This window comes from Marinomonas posidonica IVIA-Po-181 (assembly GCF_000214215.1).
Taxonomy (GTDB): domain Bacteria; phylum Pseudomonadota; class Gammaproteobacteria; order Pseudomonadales; family Marinomonadaceae; genus Marinomonas; species Marinomonas posidonica.
Genome location: NC_015559.1, coordinates 1,661,408 through 1,679,076 on the forward strand (window position 1 = coordinate 1,661,408; position 17,669 = coordinate 1,679,076).

Annotated in this window: 22 protein-coding genes; 12 read left to right on the plus strand and 10 right to left on the minus strand. The window is 40.9% G+C overall.

All coding sequences use genetic code 11. The annotated features are described in order from the left end of the window. The first annotated feature begins 4 nt into the window (after positions 1 to 4). Entirely contained in the window at positions 5 to 466 is a 462-nt protein-coding gene (locus tag MAR181_RS07840; RefSeq protein ID WP_013796055.1) for an SLATT domain-containing protein, read from the plus strand. Between the two features lie 15 nt (positions 467 to 481). On the opposite strand, the gene MAR181_RS07845 is transcribed toward MAR181_RS07840, so the two are convergent. After that, positions 482 to 1,471 (minus strand): GTP pyrophosphokinase, encoded by a 990-nt coding sequence (locus tag MAR181_RS07845; RefSeq protein ID WP_013796056.1) that lies wholly within the window; start codon positions 1,469 to 1,471, stop codon positions 482 to 484. Continuing rightward, positions 1,468 to 2,565 carry a nucleoid-associated protein gene (locus MAR181_RS07850; protein WP_013796057.1) on the minus strand — a complete coding sequence of 366 codons (1,098 nt, stop codon included), beginning with the start codon at positions 2,563 to 2,565 and terminating at the stop codon, positions 1,468 to 1,470. The genes MAR181_RS07845 and MAR181_RS07850 overlap by 4 nt, the downstream gene beginning before the upstream one ends. Positions 2,566 to 3,019: 454 nt before the next feature. Here MAR181_RS07850 and MAR181_RS07855 point away from each other — a divergent pair, with 454 nt between their 5' ends. After that, on the plus strand, positions 3,020 to 3,592 hold the full coding sequence (locus MAR181_RS07855) for a KilA-N domain-containing protein (protein ID WP_013796058.1): 573 nt from the start codon (positions 3,020 to 3,022) through the stop codon (positions 3,590 to 3,592). A gap of 78 nt (positions 3,593 to 3,670) precedes the next feature. Here the strand turns inward: MAR181_RS07855 and MAR181_RS07860 are convergent, their stop codons facing one another. Then, positions 3,671 to 4,063: a hypothetical protein gene (locus MAR181_RS07860; RefSeq protein WP_013796059.1), complete on the minus strand. Its 393-nt coding sequence runs from the start codon at positions 4,061 to 4,063 to the stop codon at positions 3,671 to 3,673. Between the two features lie 460 nt (positions 4,064 to 4,523). Between MAR181_RS07860 and MAR181_RS18540 the strand changes: the two genes are divergently transcribed. From MAR181_RS18540 to MAR181_RS07890, 7 genes are all read left to right on the plus strand, one after another. Next, on the plus strand, positions 4,524 to 4,664 hold the full coding sequence (locus tag MAR181_RS18540; RefSeq protein WP_216086358.1) for a hypothetical protein: 141 nt from the start codon (positions 4,524 to 4,526) through the stop codon (positions 4,662 to 4,664). Between the two features lie 205 nt (positions 4,665 to 4,869). Beyond that, on the plus strand, positions 4,870 to 5,439 hold the full coding sequence (locus MAR181_RS07865; protein ID WP_013796060.1) for a hypothetical protein: 570 nt from the start codon (positions 4,870 to 4,872) through the stop codon (positions 5,437 to 5,439). Positions 5,440 to 6,152: 713 nt separating this feature from the next. Next, on the plus strand, positions 6,153 to 9,077 hold the full coding sequence (locus tag MAR181_RS07870; RefSeq protein WP_013796062.1) for a DUF2235 domain-containing protein: 2,925 nt from the start codon (positions 6,153 to 6,155) through the stop codon (positions 9,075 to 9,077). Further along, positions 9,070 to 9,663, plus strand: a complete 594-nt coding sequence (locus tag MAR181_RS07875; protein WP_013796063.1) for a hypothetical protein — start codon at positions 9,070 to 9,072, stop codon at positions 9,661 to 9,663. Before MAR181_RS07870 ends, MAR181_RS07875 begins: the two co-directional genes overlap by 8 nt. Positions 9,664 to 9,692: 29 nt before the next feature. Then, the gene (locus MAR181_RS07880; RefSeq protein WP_013796064.1) at positions 9,693 to 9,884 is read left to right on the plus strand and encodes a hypothetical protein; all 192 of its coding nucleotides are present in this window, start codon (positions 9,693 to 9,695) and stop codon (positions 9,882 to 9,884) included. 3 nt (positions 9,885 to 9,887) lie between these two features. Beyond that, positions 9,888 to 10,280, plus strand: a complete 393-nt coding sequence (locus tag MAR181_RS07885; protein WP_013796065.1) for a hypothetical protein — start codon at positions 9,888 to 9,890, stop codon at positions 10,278 to 10,280. A 78-nt stretch (positions 10,281 to 10,358) separates the two neighbouring features. After that, entirely contained in the window at positions 10,359 to 10,775 is a 417-nt protein-coding gene (locus tag MAR181_RS07890; RefSeq protein WP_013796066.1) for a DUF5412 family protein, read from the plus strand. Between the two features lie 210 nt (positions 10,776 to 10,985). Here the strand turns inward: MAR181_RS07890 and MAR181_RS18465 are convergent, their stop codons facing one another. Together MAR181_RS18465 and MAR181_RS07895 are read right to left on the minus strand one after the other, a co-directional pair. Continuing rightward, positions 10,986 to 11,153, minus strand: coding sequence for a hypothetical protein (locus MAR181_RS18465; RefSeq protein ID WP_013796067.1), 168 nt, complete (start codon positions 11,151 to 11,153; stop codon positions 10,986 to 10,988). 223 nt (positions 11,154 to 11,376) lie between these two features. Next, on the minus strand, positions 11,377 to 11,580 hold the full coding sequence (locus MAR181_RS07895; protein ID WP_013796068.1) for a hypothetical protein: 204 nt from the start codon (positions 11,578 to 11,580) through the stop codon (positions 11,377 to 11,379). 130 nt (positions 11,581 to 11,710) lie between these two features. Here MAR181_RS07895 and MAR181_RS07900 point away from each other — a divergent pair, with 130 nt between their 5' ends. Then, on the plus strand, positions 11,711 to 12,547 hold the full coding sequence (locus tag MAR181_RS07900; RefSeq protein ID WP_013796069.1) for an alpha/beta fold hydrolase: 837 nt from the start codon (positions 11,711 to 11,713) through the stop codon (positions 12,545 to 12,547). Here the strand turns inward: MAR181_RS07900 and MAR181_RS07905 are convergent. Next, entirely contained in the window at positions 12,528 to 13,397 is an 870-nt protein-coding gene (locus tag MAR181_RS07905; protein ID WP_013796070.1) for a hypothetical protein, read from the minus strand. The genes MAR181_RS07900 and MAR181_RS07905 overlap by 20 nt on opposite strands. A gap of 330 nt (positions 13,398 to 13,727) precedes the next feature. Here MAR181_RS07905 and MAR181_RS07910 point away from each other — a divergent pair, with 330 nt between their 5' ends. Beyond that, positions 13,728 to 14,597 carry a hypothetical protein gene (locus MAR181_RS07910; protein ID WP_013796071.1) on the plus strand — a complete coding sequence of 290 codons (870 nt, stop codon included), beginning with the start codon at positions 13,728 to 13,730 and terminating at the stop codon, positions 14,595 to 14,597. Positions 14,598 to 14,799: 202 nt separating this feature from the next. On the opposite strand, the gene MAR181_RS07915 is transcribed toward MAR181_RS07910, so the two are convergent. The 4 genes from MAR181_RS07915 to MAR181_RS07930 form a co-directional block, all read right to left on the minus strand. Further along, on the minus strand, positions 14,800 to 15,651 hold the full coding sequence (locus MAR181_RS07915; protein ID WP_013796072.1) for an endonuclease I family protein: 852 nt from the start codon (positions 15,649 to 15,651) through the stop codon (positions 14,800 to 14,802). A 261-nt stretch (positions 15,652 to 15,912) separates the two neighbouring features. Continuing rightward, positions 15,913 to 16,284 (minus strand): hypothetical protein, encoded by a 372-nt coding sequence (locus MAR181_RS07920; protein ID WP_013796073.1) that lies wholly within the window; start codon positions 16,282 to 16,284, stop codon positions 15,913 to 15,915. Positions 16,285 to 16,433: 149 nt separating this feature from the next. Next, positions 16,434 to 16,625 carry a carbon storage regulator CsrA gene (gene csrA, locus MAR181_RS07925; RefSeq protein ID WP_013796074.1) on the minus strand — a complete coding sequence of 64 codons (192 nt, stop codon included), beginning with the start codon at positions 16,623 to 16,625 and terminating at the stop codon, positions 16,434 to 16,436. A 101-nt stretch (positions 16,626 to 16,726) separates the two neighbouring features. Beyond that, complete coding sequence (locus tag MAR181_RS07930; protein WP_013796075.1) at positions 16,727 to 17,350, minus strand: LexA family protein; 624 nt, start codon at positions 17,348 to 17,350, stop codon at positions 16,727 to 16,729. A gap of 86 nt (positions 17,351 to 17,436) precedes the next feature. On the opposite strand from MAR181_RS07930, the gene MAR181_RS07935 reads away from it, so the two are divergent. Then, positions 17,437 to 17,643: a YdaS family helix-turn-helix protein gene (locus MAR181_RS07935; RefSeq protein ID WP_013796076.1), complete on the plus strand. Its 207-nt coding sequence runs from the start codon at positions 17,437 to 17,439 to the stop codon at positions 17,641 to 17,643. Positions 17,644 to 17,669: the final 26 nt, after the last annotated feature.

The window sequence follows — 17,669 nt, forward strand, 5'->3', positions numbered from 1 at the left end:
TCTGATGTCAGAAGGTTCAAGGATTGGTTTTCTAGATAAAAGTATCAATGGAAGCATAAAAACTATAAAGGCTAAAGCAAAGTGGAATAAAACTAAAGCCAGTATCATTAATGCGTTAATTATTATGTTAGGGGCTTTAATTACGTTAACACTTGGAGTTGATGTAGATGAAGACCTTGTCAGGATTCAAAAAAATTTAGCATTAATTTTTGGAGCATTGCTCACACTGTTAAGTGGTTGGAATGTTATATTTGACTATAGAAAGCTATGGATTAGACAAAAAATAACTTTGTTAGCTTTGTATCAACTTAAAAATGAATTTGATTATTACAAAGTGGATGAAAATTCTAATTCTGATAATATGAATAAAAAAATTGATAGCTTTTTTTTAAAGTATCAAGAAATATGGGATAAAGATGGCCAAGAATGGAGGGATATTATTAAAAATGAAAAGATAAGGGAGTAAAATGATTGATTTTAACTAATCTCTAAAATAACTTAAACCACTTTCTCGTTGAATATCTTTAATTACATCGAATGAAATTGGCCACTCATTTTCTATTTCTTCAGGGAATTTAGCTGATAACCAGATTAAGAAAAATATGATGCTTTGTCGAAAAATAGGTTTTGTATTGGCTTTATCTTTTATTAGTTCAATATACATTGTTTCTTTTTGAAAAAAAGTTTCAATTTTCATCGCTAAGTTCTCATCTATTATATGGTTATAAGAATTCCAAATTATAATGGAAGACTTTTCAAAGATGGGTGGGACCTCAATCAATACATAATAAAGATTATCCAAATAGGATTTTATATTATATTTTTCAAATTTACTTATGTTTATTTCATTGTTTACGGCACCAAAATATTCATCAGTTGTTTCAATTAGAGCCATGCTCCTTGCTACTTTTCTATGAATATTTGGATCTATGTCTTCTTTTTTTTCTATCTTATAGAGTGCATCGTGAGTTAATTCTGCATAGGCATGCTGAAGTAGAGTTCGTACCTGAACTTCACAAGGTGTATCTACCTGTACTTCTATATCATTTATCAAAAAATCTCCCGTTGGTCTTAAAACATAGTGCATTGACTGATAATCAAAAATTAGAGGAGATTTATTTCTTTCTTCATGAAAATCTCTACTTGAGCCAATGGTCCAAGATTGGCTCTCCTCAATAATGGTGCAAATTTCTTTAACATCTTCTAGAAGAAGGGTTATGAATCGTATGCCAACTTTGTCCTCTATTTGGTTATAAGGGTCATCATAACTCTTGTTGCCGCGGTAAAATGCTTTATCTATTAGCGATGCCTCTTCTTTAATTCGACATGATGCTGGAACTTTCAAAAAACTATTTATATTTTTACCTTGGTCAGTAAGAGTTTTAAGGATTTCATTTTTTACAAAATCCCCCCAAGCCTTATATCGATCTATTTCTTCATTCCAACGCTTTATAAATTCTTCTTCATTCATTCTTGACTCTTTAGTTCATCTTTTATAATGATTTTAGTCCATTTCGGGATGTTTCCGTTTTTATCTGGATCCCCTTCGATTGTTGTAAATGTAACGTTGTTTTTAAATTCTTCTGGCTCGCCTATAACGCTAATGCTATTTTTGAATGACAGCTTTCTATATTTCAGTTTGGTTTTTATTTCTGATATGTCTTTTAAAAAATTGCTTCTTTTGATTTCGTTTTTATCTAAAAAATCAAGAAATTCTTTTTTATCTTTATTTTCTAGATATTTCTCTGAAAAATCTACGGGGCTAACTATGTTTGATTGATCAACTTTTAAATATGTAGTCAAGGCATTAAGGTAGTCATTTCTTTTTTCATTATCAATATTTGCAGACTTTATAAAGTTCATACCCTGATTATAAAATTGCATTGTTTTTCTAGCTGCAGTATCTGGATAAACAAAGCCTAAAAAGTCTTTCAAAAAATAATCTGATGAAACTTTTCCGTTAGCACCTGAAACTTGTTGATCGGAAACCCAAACCTCCCAATTTTTATTAGGATCCATTTCTTTTTCATTATAATTTGGTTTTTTTAAAAATGCTGCACTTTTATAAAGTTTGGTGCCGGGCGTTAGTAGCACCTCCTGTAAAAATTTCAGTGATATTTCTTTTGTTAATGGGTCTTCTATTTTTTCATATCCGCTGTGTATTTCTGCTTTAATGATTCCTAAAAAATCTCTTCTAGGGTAATTACATTTACCGGTAAATATAACTATTATTCCTCCAGATTCAGATGCTTTTTTTTGAGCTCTATCAAGTTTTTTTGTTATTTCAAATGAACTATTAATGAAGTCTGAATCGGTATCAGTGATTGATTTTTTAACGATATTGATCAGATGGTTTGGGTCATTGGTATCAATTAACATCTCTACTGCCTTACTATTACCACCAATAGCTTCGTCATAACGACTTCTAAAGTTATCTAATGCTGAGGCTTCGAAATTTGTAAAGTCAGTATTTTGAAATGGAAGTTTCTTAGTTTGTTTGTCTTTATCTTTTTTGTAAATCTGATGAATAATAATACGATCAATAATAGGGCTCAAAAACTGCATAAATTTTCTCTGTTAGTATGCAGACAAGCTAAGAGAAGGAGAGGTTAACATTGCTCCACCTTCCTTGGTTGTCGCGAAATTGTCATTGGTTAAATTGTTAATTCGATACTATGTGACCTGTCACACTTTGTCAGCCCCTTGCTGACATTTTCTTTACCTGAATTGTGAACTTTTGTTAGTCAGTTGACCTCCCAGCCTTCCTGATCTACTATTTCCCTGCACTGGCAAAATCCAGTGTCGGGATTGAGACCCCGTTTTACAACAGCGGCCTAGAACACGCTCCGCGTGTTTTTTTGTGGCCGAGATTCGCCTGTTATGGTGGGTCTTTGTTTGGGCAGCATTCGTGTTGGCCGTTACCTGTTGGCGGTAGTCTCAACCTGAACTTAGATCCACCACCTTAATTGAGATTGAGACCTTTGTTATGGTGGTCAATGATGACAACAGGAGGCCATAGATGGCTCACTTAATGATTGCTTCAAAAGACATCCGTACACTCGACGGACTGTATTCCCTTAATGATCTTCATAAAGTATCTGGCGCAAGTAAGAAGCATCAGCCAGCAAACTTTTTGCGATTAGAAACCACCCAAGAATTAATTGCTGAAATTGAAAACTCCTCAGATCTGAGGAATTTAGCGGTTAATAAAACTCAGGGGAGAAATGGCGGTACCTATGTCTGCAAAGAACTGGTTTACGCTTATGCCATGTGGATCAGCCCCAAGTTCAACTTAGAAGTCATCCGCGCCTTCGACCAAGCCCAAACAGAACAACCGCCAGAACCCTCCCAACAAAGCCTACCTAACCCCATCAAAGACTATGAAAAACTCAAACTCATTAATGACGTGGCCAAATTCCTAGGCATTTCCGAAAGCATCGCCGTCGTCTCCGCCACCGACATCATGGACATGGTCCAAACCATCCGTAACTACCAACAACAACTCGCCAAAATCCAAACCAGCCCCGCATGGGTCGACCAAACCATCGAACGCATCAAAAACGTCACAGGAAGACACTTCGGGGAAGGGTAGAACAGGGAAGAACAAGGGGCAAAAGCCCCTTGGTTTAGCGGATTTACTAGCTTATAAAAAGGGCATTTTCAAAACTCATTAGGTCATTTTTTTGGCTATAATAGTTACACCTTCAGTATAGCTGTACCCATACCCATAGCTATAACAAGTACTAGCACCACCACTGTTAACCGCTGCTCTACTATAATTGTCCCATTTATAACTATATGCTCCCGATATAATCGATTCTATGGTAACAACCTCATAACCTTCTTTGTTAAGTTGTTCAATTGCTGAATTCATGTCATTAGCAAGTCGCTGTCCATCTATTTCATTATCAGACCACCCAGTTTGTTTCCATTGGGTTTCTCTGGTTACTACTTCCTTTTCGCCGCCAAAGAAGCCCTTTTTTTTCTCGCCTGTCGGAACTTTAACAGTAACGTCTTTTCCTACAGGTTTAAAAAATGCATTAACATAAACAACCTTGTTCAACTTACTCTCCAACGTAATTTTAATTATAAATCTATATTTCTAGATTTTTCTAAATAGTCTTAAATTTAGATAACAAGTGTGGTATCGCAAAGTACATACATATAAAACCAACTACTAGAAGTTTAAATGCTACTTCTTACTAAAGTACAAATACCAATTATAAATAATAGACTGACGAAAAATATATCATGATATTTTGGAGGAGATAAAACAAAATTTGGAATTCCCTAATAAAGCTTAACAGGACAACCACCTCTCAAACCCAATAATACCAAGGGTTTTGGTGGTTGCTCTGCTATTTCCCCCAATAAATTTGGGGTCAGATAAAAAATAGCGTCTAAACTTCAAACAGCGCCACGAGCAAAAACACCTTCCCGCGACCACTGACAGAGCAGCGGTCGCAGAAACCGATAGCTATTCCCTCCAAGGAAAGCAACTGCTCAACAACATAGTGTCGTCCATGAAACTCACCAGCAACCCAGTCGTCCTACCTGCGAGTGAAGTCACCGACATGATACAAGCCATCCGACCTTTACTTGAAGAAGTAAGTAAAAACAAATCGCCCAGCTTTCTTTCTATCAAGGGCAACCCGACTGGGTAAACGACAACATCACCCGCGTCAAAGACTACGCCCAACGTAACTTTGTAGACTTCTAAGTGATAAGCAACTAAAGCCCCGATGTGGGCTTTAGTTGTTGTTTTTATTGAGGTAAAAAGATAAGTTGAGGCTAACAGCTTAATTAAGCTAGATTTTTATTGTTAATGTTTTATTAAGATTTTTCGGATTTATTATCACGGAGTTAAGTATGAGAAACGCTTTTTTATTGGCTGTAATTGGTGCTGCTATGATCTCAGGGTGTTCGACAACGAATCAAAAAACGAATGCTAAGGTAGAAAAGACTAAGAATATGACGAGCGAGCAGTTAGTTGGGGAATGGGGGTGTTTGACCACATATTCAAATCTTGATCTTAGGACTTTTGACAGTATAAATATTAAGAGCGATGGTTTTTTTACCGATCTTTCAGATACTTATTATCCAATCATGGACGATCCTGAGCATACACTTTTCTCATATACCCGTTATTTAACGGGTTCTTGGGTGCTCGCTGATAACAAACTATCTTATCTTTTTTTGACACAAGGAAAAATAATGCATAAAGAATTTAAGAATTCACCGTTATGGGAAAAGATTAAAGCGGAAAAACAAGAAGAAAAAGTAAGGTTGATGGACAAAGTAATTTATAACGCATTGTCTAAACCACCTCCTCAAGACGAGTCAATTACTCTCTCTATTAAGATGTCTAGTTCAGATATGTTCACATATGAGCAGACATATGGTGGCAAAACATATGATGGTTTTTGTACACGAAAATAATAGTTAAGGATCAGACAAAAACAACCCTGAACCTCTCAACCCCCAAGCCCATCCCTGATGGGCTTTTTCGTTTCTAATCCCCACAAAATGAGGAATCCCATGCGCCAAATGATGTCGCTCGGTGGTTTTGTGTTTTCGCTGAGCGAAGGCTCGCCATACGAGGGTTTGCAGCACATGAGTGAAGGCGGTTGGGTCGCGGTGGCGGTCAAAATCCGATGAGCTAAAAAATAAAGCAAATAAAGCAAATAAAGCAAATAAAGCAAATAAAGCAAATAAAGCAAATAAAGGGGTCAGTCCCCTTTAATTTTAATTGCTAAACCACACCTTCCCAGCGGAAATGAAAGGCAACTGGTCCATCGGCAAAGTCACCGCACGGGGCGACAGTAAAGCAGGGTACAGGTGTGTTGTGGTGGCTAGTGAAGTGGTTTGAGGGATTGTTATTGGAAGAGGATAAAAAAGTATTTAGTATCAATTGATCACGATATCATCAGCAGCTTACTTTAAAAGGGAAGTGCTGATGGTAAGTAAAAGTATTTTGGAAGCAATTAGTGTCTAGCAAACTCTGGGTAGTCCATTTATTTAAAATTACCAATCTAGTCAGAAATGAGTGCACCTTCACTCATCATAAGTACGAGGGTGTTATTTATTTGCATCACGGAATCACACCAACTAAAATCCCCGCTTTTAAATTGTAAAATGACAAGGAAATGTCGATGGCATACCGTCTCGTTAAGCTAGACAGCTTAATGGAAATAGAGTTTTCTTCCGTTGAAGGCAACTTATCGCAAGTAGATCAAAACAGTCTCAAAACCATTCTTCCTAAGGGAATCAAGGCGGCGGATTTTTTGGAAAAAGTCGCCTCAGGGGAATGGGTGCTGACCACAGATTCGCCCATTACCCCCTTGCTCCTGCGCAGCACAGACACACAAGAACATCCTTCTGGCTGGCAAATCAACCCCAAGGCCCAGTCTGCTTTCACCGACACCACCTTAGCTGCGCTAACACAACGCATCAACATGATTGGACAGAGCCATTCTGCTACATCGGCGACTTCCACTGGCAGCCTTCATCCTGCCATTGAGCCCAATTACACGCCAGAACCTGTTGTCTCAGATAAGCAAACCACAACAACAAAATCGCTCACCCATGAGTACAACATAGAAATCGCTTTCTCAAACCAAATGCCGCAGGACCCTATCGGTTTCAGTGTCAGTCTTGTTGATCAAGCAGGGAAAAAATCTCAGCAAAACTGGAACGCCAGCCCTACTGAAATGGGCAGCAAATACAGCCTAAAAACAGACTCTGACGCACCGCGCAACCTCACTTTCTCGGTGGCGGAAAAACGCCTTGGTCTGTCGTTAAAAGACGTCAACATGGTGCCACTGGGTTCAGGAACAGTAAAAGACGCCTTTGTTCCCATCATGCCTGTGGTGCAATACGGTGAACGCTTAGGCATCACCGCAACGGGCTACCTTTACCATTTTCAAGACACGCGTCTTATTCAAGCTTACCAGTGGACAGAAGAACAGGGAGACATGGGCTTTAGTCCATTGCCTGCGCTTCCTGACAATACGCCGTACCATCATGTCAACTTAGCGCTCCTAGTGTATTGGAAAATAAATGGGCAAGTCGTCACCGATCAGCACTTGGTATATCGATCCACTCCCTTTACTCAGGAAGAGCTCGACCAATTATCTTACGATTGGCTAGAGCAACACGGGGTTCATCTTGACATAGAAGCCATCTTAGCCGTCACGCAGAGCGCGACCTTGGCACGAGAAACACCTAATGACACGAAAGCCGATGAACCACTCACGACAACCCATACCGTAACGGTCTCTTCGTCCTCCTCGCAGCGACAATCTTGGCCCGAGATAGCCCTACAATATGGCGTCTCCGCCAAAGCGCTGCTAGACCATAATCCAGCTTACCAAGACAATCCCAGTCTGTTAAAAACAGGCGATGTACTGAACATCCCAACCACCTCGGCCCCGAAAAAGCAGTGGCCTCACTACGAGTACCCACCGGAAGCGCCTAGCACCTATAACAACCCGAACAACAGCCACTATCAATACGGGCAAGGCAAAGACGAGCTCAATTCAGCACGTCACAGACCCATACGCCCCCTCAAGAAACACTTTTTGAGCAAAGGCTTGCCACTGGTCAACATTCAACCTGAACGCATCCTGCGCATCGGGGTGTTTTTCGATGGTACAGGGCAGAACAACAAAAACGACGCCTATAAGGAAGATCATGGGGACAAATCCCGTACCAACATCGCAAGGTTGTTTGAAGCTTATCCAGAAAAAACGGCCGAATCAGCAAAAATTTATGTATCAGGCGTGGGCACTGTAGACGACGCTTGGCAACAGCCAACCCTCATTGATTTGGGCGAAGATGAAACCAATCCTTCTGCCGCCACTGGCCTGTATGATGACAACGGTGCCAATAAAAAATGGCAGATCCTCATTAAAGAGCTAAACAGAATCATCAGTTTATTAGGAACTGACTATCAAACCATTACTCACATTGCCTTCGACGTATTTGGCTTTAGTCGTGGGGCCGCCTTAGCACGCCACTTCATTAATGCTCTCATGACAGAAGGTTTGCCAGACTACAGCAAAGCACATCACGCCCCCGCCGACAGAGCGCATTTAAACGCCATGGGCCGCATGCACCCAAACCTGCTCGGTGGCGTGGACCATGACGAATATCACGAGAATAATAATGGCTATTACGCAGACGAAAAACGTAACGCCAGCGTACGATTTGTTGGCCTGTTTGACACGGTGGGCTCCTTCTATTGGCCTGGCAACGAAGACAATGGTCAGTTTCAATTGACGTTAAGACCACAAGACGTGGGACGTGCGGTACAAATCTGTGCTCATCATGAGTATCGAATTAACTTCCCACTCAGCTCTCTTAAAACCCAAGGGCAATTACCCGCGAACTTTTACGAAGAAGTCTTCCCCGGTGCTCACACCGATGTGGGCGGCGGTTACCCTTTTGTTGAACAATACGCCAAACAAGGACTGCCGGAACGCTATGGCGCTCCCACCCAAAGCACCTACAATCATGAACTGGTCAAGGTTGTCTCCTATCAGCAGCAAAGAGAAGACTTGGCTTATCAAGGCCGCTTGGTGGATTTTGATCAAGCCTTTTATAACGCGCAGCAACGCCATCAAGATGAATGGAACGAGGAATGCCAATACACCTACGGCCAACATGGTAAAGTCACTTTTGAAGACGGTGTTTTGTACTTTTATCGCTTACAGCCCATCGACGCCAGCTTAGCCGGTTTGGCGCAAGAGCGCATGAAGCAACAAGCGGAACGCTTTGGAGTTGAGTGGGATGGTGACGACTATAACCTGCCAAAAGACTATAAAGATAGCCCAACTCAAACGGCCTTATGGCCTGCTCTTGCAGATTTGCCCTTAGGAGACATTAGCGCTAGTGATTGGCAGGCTGAGCTTCCAGAGCACTGCGTGCATCGTTCCCACGACAAGGTCATTCACCCCGGTTGCAGCGACTTTATAGAAGACCGTGTCAATGGCATCGCCAACCAAGCTGAGTTTAAACATGACCAACCGAACACCCCATTAAACACACCGAACAGGGAAGTGTACGACAATGAATAAGCTTTTATTATTGCTCCTGACCAGCTTGCTGTTGCTCACAGGCTGTGAAGACGAACCCTTTTATGTGGCCAGCATCGGTAATGGGGGCAGTCTAGACGGCCCGTATAGTATGCGAAACATCAGTGTATATGATGTATTGGGCGGCGGTGGTGGCTTTGGTTACGGTGCCGTCAATGGATACCCAGGCGCCAGTGCCAGCATCGGTAAAATGGGCGTGCCCAATCAGATTGAAGGTTATTGGGCAAAAAAATACCCAGAAGGAGGGTTTCAATACTATTACCGAATTTCCGCCGCCATCGACAGTGACTTAGCAGAGCTGAAAATTCGTACATTGCAAGACTATTACCAGAACTTTGATCGTAAAGATGGCTCTATGCAAGTGTTAGTTGAGGGTCAAAACATCAAGCTACTTTATACTTTAGTATGTGTCGACTTATATGCAGATTGCTCACCTAAAAAAGACAGCGACCCAAATAATTGGGTGCAAAAATCACCTCGCCAAGTAACAGATTTAGTTGTTTTATTCGATGGCATGGGAGAATCCTCCGCGACGCCGTTTCCCGATTCGCCGTATGAAGAGAACTGATAAGGTTGAATATTGGGAAGTGTACGACAATGAATAAGCTTTTATTATTGCTGCTAACCAGCTTGCTGTTGCTCACCGGCTGTGAAGACGAACCCTTTTATTTAGCGAGCATCGGTAAAATGGGCGTACCCAAGGAGATTGAAGGTTGTTGGGCAAAATATAAGCAATTAAAGGGGGCAGACCCCTTTAATTGCCACTTTTTATGTGGGAGTTATACATAAAAAATGTTAAATCATAGTGCAGAAAAAATATCCAAACTAAAGAATATTGATCTTTGGGAATCGTATGTTCTCGGCTGGGAGCGTGCTGATGGTACTCTATCTATCAAGATTGATGCTGTACTACTGCCTAACCATGAGGTTTACACAAAACCAACTCCAGAAATGTGGGCTTGCTACAAAAAAGGAAAGCTACAGTTTAAAGGGGTTTCATCACTTGAAGGGTATCATGAGCTAAAGTCCGATAGAGCAGCTACTGACGCATCTGGTGAAAAAGACTATGGTCACATTGAAGAGTTTAAATTCACAAAGCTTGGCGATTATTATTTTGAGATTGAATTTGCTGGTCCTTTAAAATTCAAAGCAAAGGAGATTGATTTTGTACTCACCAACGTATAACAAGCACATTAAAAACTGCCCACCAAAATGTTGGCTGGACTCGCTACCGCTCGTCTTTTATGTGGGCGTTAACTGCCTGTGAAAATTTGGAAGAAAGTCGCAATTTCCTTGGCAGCCGTGGTTGTTGGCGTTCCACTAGCAATCGCAGGCCTATTCATTTATGGAACCAGCGGCATGTGCGGCAACGAGATCTATTCTGAGGTGCTATCGCCCAATGAAAAGCATAAAGTTGTTGTGTTCCAAAGAGATTGTGGGGCTACGACAGGTTTTAGTACTCAGATTTCAATAATTGAATCTGACGACGAACTGGAAAATGAAAGTGGCAATATATACATTATCGATGGGCACCCAAAAGATGTCTCTCCTAGCATTAAATGGGCTTCGGACACAGAACTTAGAATTGAGAGAAGATTGACAGGTTCAGAATATAAAGCTGAAACTAGCTTGGGATTCTTGAAAAAGATAAAAGTCACTTATAGCGCAGGCAGCAGTTAACAAGTTTGTCAAAAGGATGCACCTAATTAAAGCTATTGCCCAACGTAACTTCGTTGACCCCTAAGCGATAAGCACAAAAAAGCCCATGAAAGTGGGCTTTTTTGATTTGATAGTTTGGGGCCAGATACAAAATAGTTTTTAATTTTCATCTGGCTAAAAATGGCAGTTTCTATTTTCTATTTGAGATAAGGATCGCTAAGACTGTCAAATTCATTGTAGTTGGATTTTAGGCTTTAGTTGCAATGGCTTAAGCTGGTCTTGTAACTGCTCGATATATTCAACGATTAAGTGCTGACAATCTTCAGGAAGTTGAGAGATGTCATTTAGTGTGATGTGTTCGATCGCTTCGAGAAGTTCTAGCAGGTTCAAGTTTTCCATAATTCGTCCTTTTACTTTGTAGAAGCCCTTCCTAGTAGGCTAAAAGTGAAATACGAAATTATCACTTTTAGTGATCAAAAGGCAGTAACTTTAAACGCAAAACGAAAGTTTGATTACAGGTGCTCAAACGGATAAGAAAACGATCACAAAGCACATTTTCAATCAAACTAGATACATCCAGCCACCTCTGTTTTCTAAGAGGTACTTTACAAAAGAGCACTTGTCAGGCAATTGGCATTCTCTCAATGGTTTGCTCATGGTTTTTAAGTTGCTTCATTAGAAGACAAAATGCGTTATCGCGTATTTTAGGAGTGGTGGCGTCTAATGTGTCTATCGAGAGTAAAACAGTGACTGCTGTAGCTTGCTGAGAATACTTAAGAACGTCACCGTGGGGAGCGTCGTTTTTGATGCTGTAATTGTCGATCATATTCCTTATCTCCATGTTCCATAGCCCATAAATCTGTAGGCTTTATCTGTACAAAAAACACTGGTTTTTGAGAATCATCGTTACAAATCAAAACTACATGAGATAAACATTAAAATCTAGGGGTTTTTTTATGGAAAAAACACTGATATTGAATAACGTCGAATATCGCTACGCAACTTATGACTGTGAAGGCTCTGATAACTACGGAGTATTTCTCTTAGGAGCCTTACAAGAAATCGCCACGGTTGAGTTCTTTTCTAAATTTTTTGCACGTACTTTGAACATAATTGTTATTGAGGCGCCGGGTACGGGTGAGAATGCGGTGCTCCCCGGAACGGTTACTATCCGAGAGCAGTCGGAAATGGTGTTAGGTCTTATTCAGTACCTTGGTGTTGAAGAGGCACACATTTTTGCTGTTTCTTATGGTACGGCAATAGGGGTTGAGCTATGTGATATTTGGAATGGCGTTAAATCTTTATCTGTCGCGTGCGGTGTGCCTGGCATTCCTGAGTCAGCTAGAATGGCAACGATCGACGTGATTGCGGCCGCTAGAAGAGACCGAAAGACATTCGCTAATACATTTGTGAATGTGCTGACAGTTGATAAAGATATCATTCCTAAAAACGGTGTAATTAGGCGCTCGGTGATTCGAAGTGTAGCAAAGTACGATGATTATCGTGCCACGTCATTTATTGAAAATAGTATACGACTGTTAGCGCACAAGCCTACCAATTTAGCGGCGGTCTCGATGCCAGCGGTTGTAATTGTTGGTGAGCATGATCCTTATGCAACTCTTAAGATAACGAAAAGCTTTGCTGATCAATTGCCGAATGCTCACTTTGTTGTTCTAAAAGACGCGGATCATCTTTTGCACCTACAACAGCCTGAAAAGTTAGCTCAAGCTCTTATCGCTTTAGCGAAAAATCAAATTAGAACAACGGAGGAGTTTAAACAGCTAGCGAGTTAGCATAAGCCGTGGCGACGCCTTTTATGATTTCTATGACGTAGGGCTTTTGTTTATTTGGAAGTCTTCGCAAAGATTCAACGAGCAGCATGTCACGGACATGTTGCTCTCCTCTAAACTTATGAAACTCATTATATTCAACCATGTGATGGGTAAATGAAAAGTGATCCGAGAGCTGGAAGCCAAGCTTCATGCGAGCCCCAACAAGTATGGATAGAGGCTGAGGGTTGTCTTCATCTTCTAATACGCTGTAACTGTAGGGTGATAGGCCTAAAACCTTCGCCATAGTCAATTTACTTAAGTCATGCTCCGCACGAAACTCTTTTCCATATTTAGCTAAAGCGCGGTAGTAACTGTCACCGAATGTCTTTAAATCAATGATTTTTGGGGCGGCATATTCTGTGTCAATCTTGTGCGTCAGGAGAGGTAAGGATTTTACGAGTTCATCTAGCGTTGTTTTGCCGTCATCGTCAAGATAGAGATAGATGCATTTAAGGACAACATCAAACTGCTCATGCGGCATTCTGCCAATGTTTATAAGAGCTTCAACTGCAGATGGATCCATTCCACGAAACTCTTCACTAATGTTCGCGCCGCGGTAGAAAGATGTCATTGGTAACATGGTTATCCAGCTAAAGGCTGCGATAAAGTGAAGAGGTCGGACTGTCGAATATCGAGGTTGAAAATAACGCTTTAGAAGCCCCGGTTCAATGTTTGAGAATCGTGCAGCAAGCGTCTCCGGCGTCCACCCTTGCGTGCGTTTTACATAGACCATACTTTCGACAGCATTTTGCTCAAAGCCTTCGAGCAATTCGCTTAGTTGGTCTAACATCTCATCCGGTAAAATCTTCAATGTGCGTTCCTAGTTCTTAAACTGTATCAGCCTGTCATTCTATCACTCGTGCGTACTATCTAAAAAGAGTATCGAAATAGGTGAAATAAGAGAGGTTTAGAAAATTTTTTTGCTAAAAAAGGTCTAACGACAAAATCACCCGCGTCAAAGGCTTCGACTATGGTTGCTTTTTAGTCTTTTTAAACTGAAACAATTAAAGCTCACCTATGGGCGGGGTAATGAATCAGTTAATTCCCCTTGTCTTTTATATAAAGGCAAACTAGTTTTAAAAAAAATTTATTATTGATAAATCTAGATCTATAGGATTTTTTAATATAAAAGGAGTGTATTGTGCCAACAATAAATGTAACTGTTCCATTAACCCCATCATATAATTCCGCTTATAATCATTTAGTAGTAATTGAATCTGAAAGCATTAATCTTTCTATTGACCTTAAAGAAGGAACTCATACCTATACAAGTTCTTATCAAACGGTAGGTACTTTGAAGTATTTTGCCGTACCTAGACTTGAAGCTGCAATTAGATTTACTTATACCTATAATTCTTCGGAAGATGTGCTCGAGGTATATGGAAATGATTTCGTTGCCGCGGATAAGTCTACTTGTTTGTTAACAAAACCAGCAAAATCAAACCAAATATGCTATCAGCATACATATAAAAATGACTTGGCTCCTTGCGGAAAGAATCCAAATTGGAACTATTCTCTACAATACACACCAGGGTTACCCTCATTACTAACTAATACAATACGAAGTGCTAATGAAAAAATCATTGCTGCTGCAAAGTCAGTTTGTAAAATTGTTCGTATTCATACGCCCCCTCCACAACTTGATACTATTGAAGACACTCATAAATGGATGAATATGCATAGTGAGGATGGAGCATTTTTAGGCGTGTATGATCCTGAGAAAGAATATCCCGAAGGCACTTTAATGACCAATCATATAGAGTCTACTTGGGGGGGAGTCGTGTTTTTTAATAAAAATGAACATATTGCTAATGTTATCGGCTCTACACCAGACCCAAAGCTTCCCGGTAGCAAGCCTTGGATTGAGCTTTGGGAAAGGCAATTTGGGCTCGAAGATGAATGTACATCTCATAATTGGGCATCTGGCAATGCATTTCCATGTAATGATCATGATAAAAAAAATAGTAGGTGGTCATGTTATTTTAGGGCAAGTAGCGAAACGTATGCCTAATGGTAGTAATAACGTTTATATAATTCCTATTTGTAAGAAACATAATGGTGATGATAGCGTGTATATGAGAGCTGATATTTATTTACGTGGAATCTGGTTAAATAATTATCTGAATTGACCTTACTGGCTAGTTTGAAAACTTCGGGGGGTGAGGAGCTAGATGAAAATTATACATGTTTCACCTAGCCCCATTCTCAATGATTCATGGACACTCATTCGCCCATATCGCTTTTACAAACTCAGGGTGATCGATAAAGGGATTTCGATTGCCTTGTAGTTCTTCTACTCTATCATTTCGGCGTTTCTCAAAGTCTGTTACGGCAAACTCTTCATGCCACTTAACCAGCGTACATAGGTCGCCTATGGAGGGTTGTCCGCTTTGCTTTGCGTTACTGTCTAATATGATTAAGTCTGGCATGTTCTCTGGTGAGGCGTTGTCGCCTTTTTCATAGCGAACTGCCATGTAGAAGATCATGCGGGCGATTTGGCCTTTGGCTCTGTCTGTTGGCTCGAAGGATTCGTTGGCTTTGTCTAGGTAGGCGCCAGATAAGACTTGGCTGCCGTCGGCCAGTTTGTCATAGACTGGCTCGCCACCTTCATCGTAACCATAGTTGCTGTGTGCGCCGTTTATGTTGCGATCAGCAGGGCGTAAGTGGTGCAAATCTGTGTATCCGTCTTGGCTTTGTTTTTTGAAACCACGTGATTTTGGCCATACGTGTTCACGATCCCATGAGTCGTTTTTGCTTTTCCCTCTGTTCGCCTGGTCGATGCGTCTTACATCATCCAGGTACAGCATTTGGACTAAACCGCATTTTGGCGCTTCATCTGGACAAGCTGAGTCGGTGTAAACCAGTGCTTCCCACACATCCATTTTCACCCCATCGTACCAATCGTTATTGCCACTCTTTGTGTATTTTAAGGCCTTCTGACCATCTATGATGGTGTGGAGTTTGGTTTTTAACGCGACGCCTGCAAGTCCTTCGGTATCGTCGTAATAGCCAGCCGACACACCAGCTGAAAAGAATATAAAAAATACAAAAACACTGCGAAACATAACCCACCCCTTGCTTTGAAGATTTGGGTGGATTGTAGGTTAGTGTCAGGTATTTTGTATGAGGGAAATTGCAACGTTTTGTTATTTCGTCAAAACACGTATGTATTTGAAATTTAATGAATTATAAATATATTTTAGAGGGTTGGATGGACTGCATGTTTGATGAAACTTTGCTTGGGTTGGTGAGTTCAACCCACCCAAAAGTGGGTTGAACTCTGGGTAAAACGAGTGGTTATTTATTTACCTTCCTTCCATAGAGGCTTATTTTGGCCAAGTAGCTTGTTTCGGCCATGTGGCTTGTTTTGGCCAAGTGGCTTGTTTTGGCCAAGTGGCTAGTTTCGGCCAAGAGGCTAGTTTTGGCCAAGTAGCTTGTTTCGGCCATGTGGCTAGTTTTGGCCAAGTAGCTAGTTTTGGCCAAGTAGCTTGTTTCGGCCAAGTAGCTTGTTTCGGCCAAGTGGCTTGTTTTGGCCAAGAGGCTTGTTTTGGCCAAGTGGCTAGTTTCGGCCAAGTAGCTAGTTTCGGCCAAGAGGCTAGTTTTGGCCATATAAGGGCTTTGTGGTTGGTGACTTGATTGAAAAGGGATGGTTTTTTTGGCCAGTTAGGCAGGTTTTTGAACGTTACTTCGTGTTTCATATCTTAATCCTTAAAAAAATGAATAACGGGAACGGCAATGTGTTTTTACTTTGAATTCGCCCGAACAAAAAAATGAACAGGCATTTTAAGGCTAGATCCAAGTTTTAAAGAAAGCAAGTTTCCTATTTGGATGTTGCGGATAATGTGGATTAGTCTTTAGCGTCCAAAGCTTTGGATTTGTCGGCTTGTATGCGTTTATAAATTTCGTGGCGATGTACGCTTATTTCACGTGGTGCTTTGATCCCAACCCTAACACAATTGCCCTGTACACCGAGCACGGTAACTTCCATATCGTCGCCAATATTGATGGTTTCACCTGGACGTCGAGTGACTATTAGCATAATGATATTCCTTTACTGATGAGTACTGGTTAAAAATACAGTTAAAACTGTATTTCGGTCAACAGTTTTTGTTGTTTATTTTGATTAATCCTTATTGTTGTTTAGCAAAGGTGTCGTTTTGCCTCTTTCGCTACACCAATGATTTCCATATCAGAGTTCAATTGAACAGGGAGATAATTGGAATTAAGTGGTTTTAAATAGCGATTTCCAGCATCCATCACCAGTTGTTTAAAGGTGATTTCTTGTGAAGTGTTTAATTTTGCCAGCACCAGATCGCCATGCTTCGGTGAGGCTTCTGGCTCGATTAAAATGAGATAGTTTTCAGGGATGCTTAAACCAGATATGCTGCTCATGCTGTCGCCGATCACCATGAACCAAAATGCTTTCGATGAAGCGCTGTGTGGGGCTTCTAACATGGTATCTGCGGTCGAATCTTGTCGGCCAAACAGAGTATTTTGGCTTAACAGTGGGCGCATGTTGTTAGTAGAGTTCTGATTATTGTAGCGGCTCCTTTCCTCACGCACTTCGTCAAGATGACCTGATAGAAGCCACTCTGGATCACAACGAAGCTGTTTGGCAAGGGACAGTAATTTGCGTGGGTTTTGGGTTCGGCCATCTTCGATTTTCTGTAAAGACTGCTGAGTAATACCGACACGTTTGGCTAACTCTGCTTGAGTTAGTGCCAGTTCCATCCGTTTTTCTTTAACGCGTTTTGAAATGCTCATCCGAGGATAGTTACAACTTTATCTGTATTTGACAAACAGTATAAGTTGTTTTTAGATACAATAAAGGTTGTATATAAGGAGGTAGTATGTCAGCGATAGCAAAAGCAGTCGAAGTAGTAGGGAGTCAAACTGGATTAGCGAAAATATTAGGAGTTAATCAATCTCATGTCTGGAACTGGCTGCACATTCATCATAGGTGTCCAGCAAAGTATATCCGCTTAACGGCGTTGGCAACGAAGGGCGAGGTGAGTGAAACTGAGTTGTTAATTGATCATGAAATAGCGCGTCAATAAAAACGCCTTTCGCTGCATTGAGGGAA